The organism is Neolewinella marina (assembly GCF_002631205.1).
Taxonomy (GTDB): Bacteria; Bacteroidota; Bacteroidia; order Chitinophagales; family Saprospiraceae; genus Neolewinella; species Neolewinella marina.
This window is the reverse complement of the sequence record NZ_PDLO01000001.1, coordinates 944,778-957,990: the sequence shown is the minus strand read 5'-3', so window position 1 is coordinate 957,990 and position 13,213 is coordinate 944,778. Positions and strand designations below refer to the sequence as shown.

The window sequence follows — 13,213 nt, the reverse complement described above, 5'->3', positions numbered from 1 at the left end:
TCAATCTATGTAGCGCCATTTGCGGAGCAGCCGCAGCCCGATGGACAGTTCTACGGTGAAGTTGCGGATGGCCCGCTCGCCGATGGTGGTGTTGCCCCCGCCGTAGGGGTCGATAACGTTATTGATGGGGCCCTGTTTGTACTGGAAACTGAAGTCGGGCTGGGCCGTCAACTCGATAAATCCACCAATGCCCTCCGTGAGGGCCACGACCGCTCCGCCGCCCACGGTAGCGCCGTAGGTGAAGCGGTTAATAAATTCGTAGGAATCGAAGGGGTAGGCGTTGCGGATGAAACCGCCGTAGGACGCCAGCTGGTCATAGTTGCCGAGGTTGGTGCTCAGGTTGTATTCCGCCCGCACCCCGATGATGTAATAGAGGTCGGCGGTGCCGAAATAGCTCACGACCTGCTTGCCGCCCACGGCAACGGAAAGGTTGTTGAATACGAAGTCGTCGGCCGGCAGGATGACGGGGTTGCCCTGGAAGGTGAAGGCCCGTTGCCGCTTCAGCCGGCTGCCGCGCTGGTGGTACCCCAGCAGCCCCCAGAAGCCGAAACGACCCTCCGCGGGAATGCTTTCGAGGAAGAGGTCGCCGTGGTAGCCAAGGTTGACTTCGGTTTCGAAACTCGACCAGTCCTGAGTGCCCAGGCTGGCCCCGCCCCGGATACCGAAGAGGTAGCCTCCCCAGTCGATGCCGTACTCCCCCGGCTCGTCGATGATTTGGGCGGACAACGGGCGGCAGAGGCCACAGAGGAGCAGCAGGCAGAATAATCGCATGCCCGCAAATTAGCGGATGCGGAGCTGCTGTCCAACCGAGATGGTGTTGCCGCTCAGTGCATTCAGGCGCTTGATGTCGTCTACGCTCACCCCGTAGCGGCGGCTGATGGCGTAGAGGGTTTCCCCGGCGGTTACGGCGTGGTAGACGGCCTGGGTCGGGGCAGGGTTGGATACGGGGGGAGCAACCACGGGGCGCTCCGGTGACACCGTGGGGCGGGGTGCGGGGGGCGGCACCGGGGTATTGGGACTGATGGGCTCGCCCATGTCCAGGAATCCGTCCTCGTCGGGGGTGGCGGGGTCGGGGAGGTCGACGGGCGCGGGTGCCGTGGGCGTAATTGGTTCCGGGCTGGGCGCACCGCTTCTTTCGAGCCGCGGCGGGGTCTTTACGCGCCAGCCGCGCAGCTTGATCCGCTCACCGGTGGCCGGGTCGGCCTGCTCCCCGAGGCGGTTGCGGCGGGCCAGGTTATGGATGCGGAGACCGTAGCGCTGGGCCACGTCGTAGAGGTCTTCCCCGGGGGCCACGGTGTGGTACTGCTCAGGGCCACGGTAGCTGCGGCGCTTTTTCTGGAGGTAGATGCGCTCGTTGGCGGCTACGGTCTGGTTTTCCGAGACCAGTTCCTCGTTGTATTCAAGCAGGCGGCGTACGCTGAGGTCGACCTGGCGGGCGATCTGCTGCAGGCTTACGGGGGCTTCGCTGATGAAGTAGTTGACGTCGTTGGTGTTCAGGATGCCGGTGATGGCCTCCTCCACCGGCGCTTCGATGTCCACGGGGTGGATTACGCCGGGCACGTCATACTGGTGGAGGTTGTGGCGCTCGATCAGCGACATAAGCAGCTCGGGGTAGCGGGGGTTGGTGGCGTAGCCGGCCTTGCGCAGTCCGTGGGCCCAGGCCTTGTAGTCGGTGGGGTCCAGGCGGAAGAGGAAGCCGTAGCGGAAGCTCTTCTTGGGGTCGCGGAGGAATTCGGAGTGGGCCACGTAGCTGGCGTCGGCGTTGCGGTACTGCCGGAAGCAGCTTTTGGTCAGCCGGCCGCGGTCGTCGTAGTCGTCATCTTCCCGGTACACCTTGTCGCCGTTCCAGTTGCTGCCGCACTTGATGCCGAAGTGATTTTTGGCGGTGCGGGCCAGGTAGCTGCGGCCGGAGTCGCTCTCCAGAATGCCCTGGGCGAGCTTGATGCTGGCGGGAACACCCGTACGCTCCATCTCCTGCATGGCAATGGTGCGAAAGCGGGCAATGTAGGCCTCCTGTTCACTGTTTTCCTCGGCTGTCCAGGTGAAGGGGGCATCGGCGGCCGCCGCGACCAGCAGGGTAGGGGCGGTCAACAGACAAAGCAGGCTAAAGAGCAGTGATTTCATACGACGGTAGGTGGAAGGGTCAGCGGGAGGTTATGTGGCTAACGGCGAAATTCCGGAGCTTCGTAGGATCGAACCAATAATTTTAGGTTTTTTTTAGAATTAGCGTGGCACCTGCGTGCCCGCCATACCTTAGCCCACATGCCAATCCAAGTAAATTCAGAAATTGCCCCCCTGCGCCGCGTCATCGTTCACCGCCCCGACGCCGGCACGGCCACCATCACGCCCCGCCGGGCGGAAGAGCTGCTGTTTGACGACATCGTCTACCTGCCCCGGCTGCAGGAGGAACACGACGTGTTCACCTCCGTGCTGCGAAAGATCATCGGCCAGGAAAACGTCCTCGAAATCGGCACCCTGCTCGCCGAAGCCATCGCCGCCTCCCCCCAGGCCACTGCCGAAAGCCTCGACCTGATCGTGGGCTGGGAGGAACTGCCGGAACGCTACGTGGAAAAGCTGAAGGAACTCTCCCCCGAAGCCCTGGCCAACGTGCTCATCACGGGCTACGAGCCGAAATCCGAACGGGTACTCTTCGACCCCATCCCGAATTTCATTTTCACCCGCGACATTGCCGTCACCATCAACGACCACATCCTGGTCACCAAGGCCGCCAAGCAGGCCCGCAGCCGGGAGAACTTCCTCACCCGACTGATCATCATCGCCCACCCGATGTTCGCCGACCTCTGGAACACCGGGCGCGTCATCAACCTGAACAACGTGGACCAGTTCCCGCCGAGCCGCCTCGGGGAAAAGGTTTGCATTGAGGGCGGCGACGTGATGCTCCTCCACCGCGACTACCTCCTCATCGGCGACAGCGAGCGGTCGAACACCTACAGCATCCGCCAGCTGGCCGACCGCCTCTTTGCCAAGGGGGTGGTGAAGAACGTCGTGCGGGTGAGCGTGCCGGCCGAGCGCAGCTTCATGCACCTGGACACCATCTTCACCCAGATCGATACCCACGACTACGTCTGCTACCAGCCCATCATCGCCGAAGGGGGGCGGCAGGCCGGGGTGGAGATCTGGCGCAGCTCCGGAGAGACGGCCACCTTCACCAGCCTGAAGGAATGCATCCTGGCGGAAATCGATCCCCAGGCCAATTTCATCCCCGCCGGCGACGGCCGCAGCCCCTTCCAGGAGCGCGAGCAGTGGACCGACGGCTGCAATCTGGTGGCCCTGTCGCCGGGGGTAGCGCTGACCTACGACCGCAACCCGGTCACCGCCGAGGCCCTGGCCCGCAACGGCTACACCATCATCGAAGCTCGGGAGCTGCTGGCCCAGGCGGCGGCCGGAGAGCGTGACCTGAAGGACCTCCACAAGACCATCATCACCCTGCCCAGCGCCGAACTGAGCCGGGGGCGGGGGGGCAGTCACTGCATGACCTGCCCGGTGGAGCGCGGGTGATGGCAGCCAAAAAATAGCGGCTGATTTGTGGAAGCGGAAAACAAGAATGCGGGGTCGATCCTTAACCGGACTATAAATGCCATCGATGTACCGCATTCTTGTTCTCCTTTTCCTGACCGGTAGCCTTTACGGCCAGACCGACACCCTCTACACCCTGCCCAGCGCCACGGTTACCGGCTTTCGCGACGAGGCTCCGGGCTACCGCGTGGGGGCCAGCGTGAGTACCCTGGAGGCGGCCGAACTGGAGCAGATCCCCACCGACGATCTTCTGCCCGCCATGAACCGCCTGCCCGGCGTGCGCTTCGAGCAGCGGGCCCCCGGCAGTTACCGCATCAGCGTGCGGGGGAGTACCCTGCGCAGTCCCTTCGGCGTCCGCAACATCAAGGTATACTGGAACGGCATCCCCTTTACGGAGCCGGGTGGCGATACCCAGCTTAATTTCCTCGACGTCAACAACATCGACCGGGTGGAGCTCGTCCGCGGTCCGGCGGCCAGCCTCTACGGCGCGGGCACGGCGGGTACCCTACTGCTGCAAACCGACTCGCTGGAAGGAGCGGGGGAGGCCTACCTGGCCGGTGGTTCTTTCGGCTTTCTGCGGGCGGGTGCGCAGGTGCAGGGGCAATCCGGAAATGCCGGCTACCAGCTTCGCCTGGCCCACCAGCAAACCGATGGCTACCGCGACCACAGTGCCCTGGACCGGCAGACGGCCCAGCTGACGACCCGCTGGGCAGGCAGTCCCGACCGGGCGCTGACGCTCCATGCCCTCTATACCCGGCTGAACTACGAATTGCCCGGCGGACTCAACGCCGAGCAGTACGCCGATAACCGTCGGCAAGCCCGTCCCGGCAGCGCCGAAACGAACGCGAGCATCCACTACGACAACCTCCTCCTCGGCCTCACCCACGACTGGCGCGGCGGGCGGTGGACCAACCAGACCACGGTGTACGGCACCGGCTTCTACTTCGATCACCCCTTCAACTTTGACTACAAGCGGGAAACTAACCTCGGGGTAGGGGGGCGCACCGCCTTCGATTACACCCTGCCCCTGGGGACGTCGGTGGTGAAGTGGTCACTGGGGGCGGAGGCCCAGCTGCAGTACCGCATGGCCAACAACTTCGCCAACGATGGAGGAGCGCCGGGCGACCTGAACTTCAGCGACGAGATCAACAGCCGGCAACACCTCCTCTTTACCCAGGCCACCTACGACCTGGGCAACTGGCGACTGGCGGCCGGCCTGAGCCTGAGTGACCTCAGCTACCGGGTGGACCGCACCTTCGACGCCGAAGGCGAACCGGGCATCACGGAGAGCACCATCCCCGTCGTGGTCAGCCCCCGGTTTTCGGTGCTGCGCGACTTCGGAGGGTACAGCGTGTACGCCAGCGTAAGCAGCGGCTTCAGTCCGCCCACCCTCGACGAATTCCGCACCAATGAAGGCAGTCTCAACACCGGCCTGGCCGCGGAGCGCGGCCTGAACTACGAAGTCGGCACCAAGGGGAGCCGGGGGAGGGTGAGCTACGAACTCGCCCTGTTCTACCTGCGGCTCGACAACGCGATCAGTACCTACAGCGACGCTCGGGGCACCACCCTGTTCCGCAACGCGGGCAGCACGGACCAGCGGGGAGTGGAGCTGGCCCTGGACTATCGTCCTCTCGGCTGGCTGTCCTTCTACGGCAGCTACACCTGGCACGATTTCGCCTACGATAATTACGAGCGGGGCGGGGAGGACTACAGCGGCAACCGGCTGCCGGGAACGGCGCCCCACCTCTTCAACCTGGAGGTCACCGCAGGGCGGGCCACTGGCTTCTACGCTACCCTGACCGAAAACTACACCGACCGCATCCCCCTTAACGACGGCAACACCGTCTACGGAGAGGCCTACCACCTGCTGCGGGCCCGGGCGGGCTGGCGCGGCCCCGTGGGCGCGCTGCGTCTAGACGTTTTCCTGGGCGGCAGCAACTTGCTCGACCAGGAGATGAGCTTCGGCAATGACATGAACCCCCAGTTCGGCGGCCGCTACTACCAGCCGGCGCCGGGGCGGAATGGGTTTTTGGGGCTGCGGGTGGGCTGGTAGACCGCCAGGCAGACATCGGATGTTGTGCGCAGGACAAATTGTCAGACATCGGATGTCTGACAATTTGGCGCAATTCACGCCAGTCCACTTATAGTAGACTGGTAGGCAGGTAATTGGGGTCTAATCAAACCACTATTACCCATGAATTACCTTTCTGATTCACCCACCTACCCAGTCTTTCACATCTACAACCGGGCGAATGACCGGCAGACACTTTTCACCAGTGACCGGCATTACCGGTTCTTTCTCGCCAAGGTTGTTTCCAACTTCAAGGACGCCGCTCATTTGCTGGGGTACAGCATAATGCCCAATCACTTTCACCTGCTGGTTACACCAAAAGATCCCGTCGATCCGGATCTGTTGTACAGCGATAAGATCATGCCGCGGCTGCCGACGCCCGCCTTAAGTGAAGCGGTTCGGCGCACACTGATGGGCTTCACCAAGGCCTATAACCGGGAGCTTGGCCTTACTGGCTCCCGATTTCAGCAGCGCACCAAGAGCAAGCACCACTACAACCCTTTCCACCGCGGCCTGCGCTACGTTCACTATAATGCGGTAGAAGCCCAGCTCGTAGATCACCCTGGTGAATGGGGGTACTGCTCCTTCAATGAGTACACCGACCTGATCACGGGAGACGACCGGATCTGCAACGTAGAACTCGGCCGCATGCTGTTGCAGGCAGGTATGCTGCATTGAGAACAATATGTTACTTTTAGGTTTTGCCAAAATGGCAGACATCCGATGTCTGTCATTTTGGCGCCACCCCAACATCCGATGTCTACCCCCCCCTCACCATGCGCCTCACCCCCCTGCTGCTCCTCCTCACCCTGGCCTGCTCTACACCCTCCCAACCCGCCGACGATCCGGAAGACCCGGCCACTACCTTTCTGCTCGGTACCTACGATGACCCCGGCGTGCACGAGGCTGGCATCTACCGCTTTGCCCTCCACGCCGATGGCGGACTAACCAACCTGGGGCGGGTGGGGGAAGCCGAAAACCCCTCCTTCCTCGCCTACAATGCGGACCGTTCGGTACTGGTCTCGGTGGAGCAACTCTCAGGACAACCCGGGCGGGTGAAATCCTTTGCCGTGGGCGGCGACAGCTTGCGGGCGCTCAACCAGCAGCCTGCCGGCGGAGAAGGCCCCTGCCACGTCAACGTCAGCGCAGACGGCTTCGTGACCGTGGCCAACTATGGCGCGGGTACCCTCGAACTTCTGCGGCTACAGGAAGACGGCTACCTCACCCAGCCCCTCGACCTCCAGGACCACCGGCAACGGGGAGCGGAAACACCCCACGCCCATTCCTCCTATTTTCTGAACGACGGCAGTGAAGTACTGGCGGTCGACCTCGGCACCGACGAAGTCTGGCAGTATCACCTCGACACGGCCAGCGGAAAGCTCCGTGCCGCCGACCCGCCCGCCGTGGCCATGGAAGATGGCGCGGGACCCCGTCACCTGGCCGTTCACCCCGGGGGACAGTGGGTGTACGTCATCAACGAGCTGAACAGCACCGTGACCCAGCTGAACCGCACCGCCGGTGGATTGAGTGTAGTGGACAGCTGGTCCACCCTGCCCGAGGATTTTACGGGGGAGAGCTTCTGCGCTGACATCCACATCAGCGCAGATGGTCGTTTCCTCTACGGGTCCAACCGGGGGCACAACAGCATCGTGGTTTACCGGATTGATGAGCAGACGGGTGGACTCACCCCCCTGGAGTACGAGTCCGTAGCCGGCGACTGGCCCCGCAATTTCGCCCTATCGCCCGACGGTGAATTCCTCCTGGTAGCCAACCAGCGCTCCAAAAACATCACCAGCCTGCGCCGAAATAAAGAGACCGGCATGCTGGACTTCGTCGGTACAACGAAGGCCCCCATTCCGGTCTGCATCCTGTTCTAGGGGAGAAGGTCGCTACTTGGCGTCTTTCTTCGCGGCGGTTGCTTTGCCCTTCTTGGTTCCCTTGGCCTCCGGGGCCTGGTAGCGGAATACCAGCGTCGTCAGCGGGGGCAGGGTGAGCTCGATGTGGTTGGGCCGGCCGTTCCATTCCGTGGGCACGGAGGTCATCACCTGCTGGGCGTAGTTTCCGGTACCGCCGTACTTCTCGTCGTCGCTGTTGATGATGGGCACGTACTGTCCTTCAAAGGGAACTCCGACCCGGTACTTGGTGCGCACTGCGGGGGTGAGGTTGTGGATGATGGCCACCATATCGTTTTCGTCCTTGCCGCGGCGCAGGTAGCTCAGCACGCTGTTCTGGTGGTCGCCGATATCGATCCATTCGAAGCCCTTCGGGTCGTAGGCGTATTCGTAGAGGGCGGTGCTGGACCGGTAGAGTTGGTTCAGGTCGGCCACGTATTCCTGGAGGGAGGAGTGGGGTTTGTACTGGGTGAGCTCCCAGTCGATGCCCCTCTCAATGCTCCACTCGGTGGTTTGTCCGAATTCGCCGCCCATGAAGTTCAGCTTGCTGCCAGGGTGGGTCATCATGTAGCCGTAGAGGAGGCGCATGTTGGCGAAACGCTGCCACTCGTCGCCCGGCATCCGGTCGATGATGGGCCCCTTGCCGTGCACCACCTCGTCGTGGCTGAGGGGCAGCATGAAGTTCTCGCTGAAGGCGTAGACCAGGGAGAAGGTCAGTTCGCCGTGGTGAAAGCTGCGGTGAACGGGGTCGTGCTTGAAGTACTTCAGGGTATCGTGCATCCAGCCCATCATCCACTTCTGCCCGAAGCCCAGGCCGCCCACGTAGGTGGGCCGGCTGACGCCGCTGAAGGCCGTGGACTCTTCGGCGATGGTCATGGTGTCGGGGTATTCGCGGTAGACCGCTTCGTTAAACTCCCGGATGAAGTCGATGGCTTCCAGGTTCTCGTTGCCGCCGTACTGGTTGGGGATCCACTCGCCCTGCTTGCGGCTGTAGTCGAGGTACAGCATGGAGGCGACGGCGTCCACCCGCAGTCCGTCGATGTGGTAGCGGTCGAGCCAGAAGAGGGCGTTGGAGATCAGGAAGGACCGCACTTCGTTGCGGCCGTAGTTGAAAATGGCGCTCTTCCAGTCGGGGTGGAAGCCCTTGCGCGGATCGGCGTGATCGTAGAGGTGGGTGCCGTCAAACTGGGCCAGTCCGTGGGCGTCGTTGGGGAAGTGACTGGGCACCCAGTCGAGAATCACCCCGATGCCGGCGGCGTGGAGCTTGTCGATCAGGTACATGAAGTCCTGCGGCCCGCCGAAGCGGCTGGAGGGGGCGAAATAGCCGGTGATCTGGTAGCCCCAGCTGGGAAAGTAGGGGTGCTCCATGACGGGAAGGAACTCCACGTGGGTGTAGTTCATCCTGCTGACGTACTCCACCAGGTCGGTGGCAAGTTCGCGGTAGCTCAGGCTCTCGTTTTTCTTGTTCTTTTTCCAGCTGCCTAGGTGCACCTCGTAGACGGAGTAGGGGCGGTCGATGCCGTTGTGCTGGTAGCGGTTCTGCATCCACTCCTGGTCCTCCCACTCGTAGAAGGTATCCCAGACCACGCTGGCCGTCTTTGGCGGCGTTTCCCACACCCGGGCGTAGGGGTCGCCCTTTTCCAGTTGGTCTCCGTTCTGGGCCTCGATGGCGTATTTGTAAACGGTGCCGTTCTCCAGGCCTTCGATGAATCCTTCGTAGATGCCACTGCTGTCCCAGCGGGAAAAGAGGGGGTGACTTTTGCGGTCCCAACGGTTGAAGTCACCGATCACGCTTACCGATCTGGCGCTGGGCGCCCAGACGGCGAAGTAGGTGCCGCGCTTGCCGTCAACCTCGATGACGTGGCTGCCCAGCTTGTCGTAGATGCGAAAGTTCTTCCCGGCGCGGAAGAGGTTGATGTCATAATCGGTGAAGAGAGAGTGAGCGGTAACGGCAGTTGACACAGGCAGAAATTTAGATTAACAGTGGTGTTCTTACGGGCTTAACACCAAAGGTGGGGGTATGTTGGTGCCCAACCAAGCTCTAAACAAAAACCCCTATTCACGCGGGGTGAATAGGGGTTTTACTAGCGTTTCAGCGCGTTTTGGGGAGCACTACTTGCGGCCGCCCTTCAGGTGGCCCTGCAGGGCTTTGAGCTCCTCGGTCTTGCCGTCGGCCGCCAGGCGGGCCTGTTCCTGCCAGGTGTCGTGCTTGGCCAGGCGGAAGCGGGCACCGGCTTTCTGCAGTACGTCGGCGAGTTGTTTCTCCTCGGCCTTGGCCAGGTCGGAGTAGGTATGGATGCCGGCTTCGTTGAGCAGTCCGGCGATCTTCGGGCCGATGCCCTCGATCTTCTTCAGGTCGTCGCCCTTGGTCTTGCTGGCCTTGGCGGTGGTTTTCTTGGCGGCGGCCGTTTTCTTCGGGGTCACCACGGGCTTGGTGGCGGCGGCCGAATCGGCGGCCTGGATGGTGGAGCCGGCGGACTTGGCCTTAGCGGGGGCTTTCTTGGCCTTGGCCGGAGCCTTCTTGACCGTTTTCTTGGGTTCCTCTACCTGCTCCAGGCTGAAGCAGCAGTTGGTGGTACCGTGTCCGCTGTCGGCGTAGGCCTCGGCGTGGTCGTCGTTGTGCCATTGGTCGCCGTCTACGAGGTAGCGGAATTGGTAGTGTCCGGCGGGCAGGGTGGTCGAGCCGCTGTAGCCGCTCTTGCCGGCCTTCAGTTGCAGGCCGTTCTCCCAGTTCCAATCGTTGAAGTTGCCCAGTACCCGCACGTCGCGGTCCTGGCCAACCCGGTCCTCGGGCAGCTCGAAGGATACCTTGTAGTGCTGTTTGGATTTAACGTAAGTGGACTTAATCATAAATGGGTGTCTTTGTGGTGTAAAATTATAGCTGTAAGGCCTGACCGTCAAAGTGTTGGGCGGGGGCGCGGGTGCTATGCATGCAACGTGAGCCGGGGCCTCAGGTTTACTTTCCTAATATGGTGCGGCCATTTCCCGCAAATTCAGGGTTTACGGGGCCCCTGGGGTGGAAAACCCAATTTTGTACGCTTCTTCCCCGGGAGATTTTTTTTCAAAATTTATCTTCTTTTTACCACCTGGCAGGTCAATCGTGAGGAACAGGCCAGCCGACCGCGGCCATCGGTGATGTCGATCTGCCAACTTTGCACCGTATTCCCGACCCGCACCGGGCGTACCGTGCCCCTCACGGTATCGCCTTCCCATACGCTGCGCAGGTGGGTGGCGTTGATGTCCACGCCCACCACCCCGTACTGGTCGGGGTCGGCCAGCGTCAGCATCCCGGCCACGCTGCCGAGGGTTTCGGCCAGGGCCACGGAAGCCCCGCCGTGCAGCAGCCGGAAGGGCTGGACGGTGCGCCCATCCACGGGCATCTCGGCCACCAGGTAATCGTCGCCCGCTTCCACGAAGCGAATGCCCAGGTTGTCGCCCAGGGTATCCCGGCTCAGGGCGTTCATCCCCTCGAGGGTTGGGGTGGTCTTCCAGATGGCGCTCATACCTCGGTGGTGTTCAGGTGGCTAATGGCGACGATGACTTCCGCCGACTTTTGCATCTCGTATACGCTGGCCCACTCGTAGCGGGAGTGAAAGGCGTGCTCCCCGGCAAACAGGTTGGGGCAGGGCAGGCCCATAAAGCTCAGGCGGGAACCATCGGTACCCCCCCGGATGTGGGCGCGGCGGGGCGTGAGGCCGACGGACTGAATAGCGGCTTCGGCCAGGGCGGTCACCCGGGGGTGGTGGTCCAGCACTTCTTTCATGTTGCGGTATTGCTCCGTCACCTCCAGGTGGATAAAGCTGTTGGGGTACCGCTGGCGGACGTCGGCCAGGATGGACTCCAGTACGGCGGCGTGGTCGGCCAGCTGGTCGGTCTCGAAGTCGCGGAGGATGAAGTCGATCTGGGCGCTTTCCGCCTTGCCGGTAATTTCTACCGGATGGATGAAGCCCTCCCGGTCGCTGGTGGTTTCCGGGCTCAATCCCCTTTTGGGCAGGGCGGCCACGATGTCGGCGGCGATCTTGACCGCATTTTCCAGCTTGCCCTTGGCAAAACCCGGGTGGGCGGATACTCCGGCGATGGTCACCGTGGCGGCATCGGCGCTGAAGGTTTCGTCCTCCATGCTGCCGCGGGTTTCTCCGTCGATGGTGTAGCCGAAGTCGGCCCCGAGCTTATCCATATCCACCGCGTTGACGCCGCGGCCGATCTCCTCGTCCGGGGTAAAGAGGATGCGAATCTTTCCGTGGGGGATTTCCGGGTGGGCCAGCAGGTGCTCCACGGCCGCCATAATGGCGGCAATTCCGGCCTTGTTGTCGGCCCCCAGCAGGGTAGTGCCGCTGGCGGTGACGATGTCGTGGCCGATGTTGGCCCGCAGTCCCTCCAGGTCGTCGGCCCGCAGGACCACCTTTTTGTCGTCGGGCAGCACCAGGTCCTGCCCCTGGTAGTTGCGATGGACGATGGGCTTCACGTTGGTGCCGCTGGCGTCCGGACTGGTATCCATGTGGGAGCAGAAGCAGATTACCGGGCGACCTTCCTGGCCGGGGGTGGCCGGCAGGGTGGCGTAGACGTAGCCGTGGGGGTCGAGTTCCGCATCGGCGACGCCCAGGGCGTGGAGTTCTTCGACCAGCATCCGCCCGAGGTCCATTTGCTTGCGGGTGGAGGGCTGGGTGGGGGAGTGGGGGTCCGACTGGGTGTCTACCCTCACGTAACGGAGGAAACGGTCGAGTACATTCATGCCGCAAGATAACGGGTGGTGGATGAGTTTGTCCGCGGGGGGGCATGCTACGCCTATCGAACATTTGCCCCCCGCCACGGCATTTAGGGAGTTACGCCGCACCTGCGCGCCCGCCCCGAAATCCTGAAGTTTATGGCCGTATCCGCCACCGTTGTTGCCCTGATCGTGATCGCCCTCGCCGGCGGATTGCTGTACTATCTGTTCCGCGACGAACCCCTCGGTCCGTTGCCGGAATTCCGCAAGCAGTGGCGGCGCCTGCTGCGCAACAAGGTCACCTTCTACAAGACCCTCGACCGCAAGGAAAAGGAACGCTTCCAGGAGCGGATGCGCTACTTCTTCCAGCGGGTAAAGATCACCGGCATCGATACCGAGGTGACCGAACTCGACCGGGTGCTGGTCGCCGCCAGCGGGATCATCCCGACCTTCGGTTTCGACGACTGGAACCAGTATCCCAAGCTGCGGGAGGTCCTGCTGTACTCCAATACCTTCAACGCCGAGACCTTCGATACCGAGGGGGCGGGGCGCAACATCGAGGGGATGGTCGGCGGCGGCTACCTGAACGGCAAGCTACTGCTGTCGAAGCAGGCCCTGCGCACGGGCTTTGAGCAGTCGGGCCGTAACAACACCGGCATCCACGAATTCACCCACCTGCTCGACAAGGCCGACGGGGATACCGACGGTATCCCGGATTACTTCCTGGACAAGCAGTACCTCATTCCCTGGATGGAGATGATGCGGTCGGAAATGGCGGCCATCCAGCAGGGAAATTCGGACATCGACGACTACGCCCTGACGAACAAGGCCGAATTTTTCGCCGTGGCCGCGGAATATTTTTTCAACCGTCCGGCCGCTTTCGCCCAGAAGCACCCCGAGCTGTTCTCCCTGATGGAGCGCATCTTCCACCAGGACCTGGACCACGACGGCGGGGTAGGGACCGTAGACCAGGAAGACCCGGTGCCTGTACTGCGCGAATAGCAACAA

At 62.5% G+C, this 13,213-nt stretch carries 11 protein-coding genes; 5 read left to right on the top strand and 6 right to left on the bottom strand.

What is annotated here, in order from left to right:
* Positions 1-771: a hypothetical protein gene (locus CGL56_RS03935; RefSeq protein WP_099105179.1), complete on the bottom strand. Its 771-nt coding sequence runs from the start codon at positions 769-771 to the stop codon at positions 1-3.
* A 9-nt stretch (positions 772-780) separates the two neighbouring features.
* Entirely contained in the window at positions 781-2,124 is a 1,344-nt protein-coding gene (locus CGL56_RS03930; protein WP_099105178.1) for a glucosaminidase domain-containing protein, read from the bottom strand.
* A 138-nt stretch (positions 2,125-2,262) separates the two neighbouring features.
* Here CGL56_RS03930 and CGL56_RS03925 point away from each other — a divergent pair, with 138 nt between their 5' ends.
* The 4 genes from CGL56_RS03925 to CGL56_RS03910 all read left to right on the top strand — a co-directional run bounded on the left by CGL56_RS03925 (position 2,263) and on the right by CGL56_RS03910 (position 7,485).
* Complete coding sequence (locus CGL56_RS03925; RefSeq protein ID WP_099105177.1) at positions 2,263-3,519, top strand: arginine deiminase family protein; 1,257 nt, start codon at positions 2,263-2,265, stop codon at positions 3,517-3,519.
* Positions 3,520-3,604: 85 nt separating this feature from the next.
* Positions 3,605-5,590, top strand: a complete 1,986-nt coding sequence (locus CGL56_RS03920) for a TonB-dependent receptor family protein (RefSeq protein ID WP_167641494.1) — start codon at positions 3,605-3,607, stop codon at positions 5,588-5,590.
* Positions 5,591-5,731: 141 nt separating this feature from the next.
* Positions 5,732-6,286, top strand: a complete 555-nt coding sequence (locus CGL56_RS03915) for a hypothetical protein (RefSeq protein ID WP_099105175.1) — start codon at positions 5,732-5,734, stop codon at positions 6,284-6,286.
* A gap of 98 nt (positions 6,287-6,384) precedes the next feature.
* Positions 6,385-7,485 (top strand): lactonase family protein, encoded by a 1,101-nt coding sequence (locus CGL56_RS03910; RefSeq protein WP_099105174.1) that lies wholly within the window; start codon positions 6,385-6,387, stop codon positions 7,483-7,485.
* Between the two features lie 12 nt (positions 7,486-7,497).
* Here CGL56_RS03910 and glgB read toward each other — a convergent pair whose 3' ends face one another.
* The 4 genes from glgB to pepT all read right to left on the bottom strand — a co-directional run bounded on the left by glgB (position 7,498) and on the right by pepT (position 12,232).
* The gene (gene glgB / locus CGL56_RS03905) at positions 7,498-9,462 is read right to left on the bottom strand and encodes a 1,4-alpha-glucan branching protein GlgB (RefSeq protein WP_222837658.1); all 1,965 of its coding nucleotides are present in this window, start codon (positions 9,460-9,462) and stop codon (positions 7,498-7,500) included.
* Between the two features lie 150 nt (positions 9,463-9,612).
* Positions 9,613-10,350 (bottom strand): helix-hairpin-helix domain-containing protein, encoded by a 738-nt coding sequence (locus CGL56_RS03900; protein WP_099105172.1) that lies wholly within the window; start codon positions 10,348-10,350, stop codon positions 9,613-9,615.
* A 218-nt stretch (positions 10,351-10,568) separates the two neighbouring features.
* On the bottom strand, positions 10,569-11,003 hold the full coding sequence (locus CGL56_RS03895; protein WP_099105171.1) for a hotdog fold thioesterase: 435 nt from the start codon (positions 11,001-11,003) through the stop codon (positions 10,569-10,571).
* Positions 11,000-12,232, bottom strand: a complete 1,233-nt coding sequence (pepT, locus tag CGL56_RS03890; RefSeq protein WP_099105170.1) for a peptidase T — start codon at positions 12,230-12,232, stop codon at positions 11,000-11,002. Before pepT ends, CGL56_RS03895 begins: the two co-directional genes overlap by 4 nt.
* 132 nt (positions 12,233-12,364) lie before the next feature.
* Here pepT and CGL56_RS03885 point away from each other — a divergent pair, with 132 nt between their 5' ends.
* On the top strand, positions 12,365-13,207 hold the full coding sequence (locus tag CGL56_RS03885; RefSeq protein WP_099105169.1) for a M90 family metallopeptidase: 843 nt from the start codon (positions 12,365-12,367) through the stop codon (positions 13,205-13,207).
* Positions 13,208-13,213: the final 6 nt, after the last annotated feature.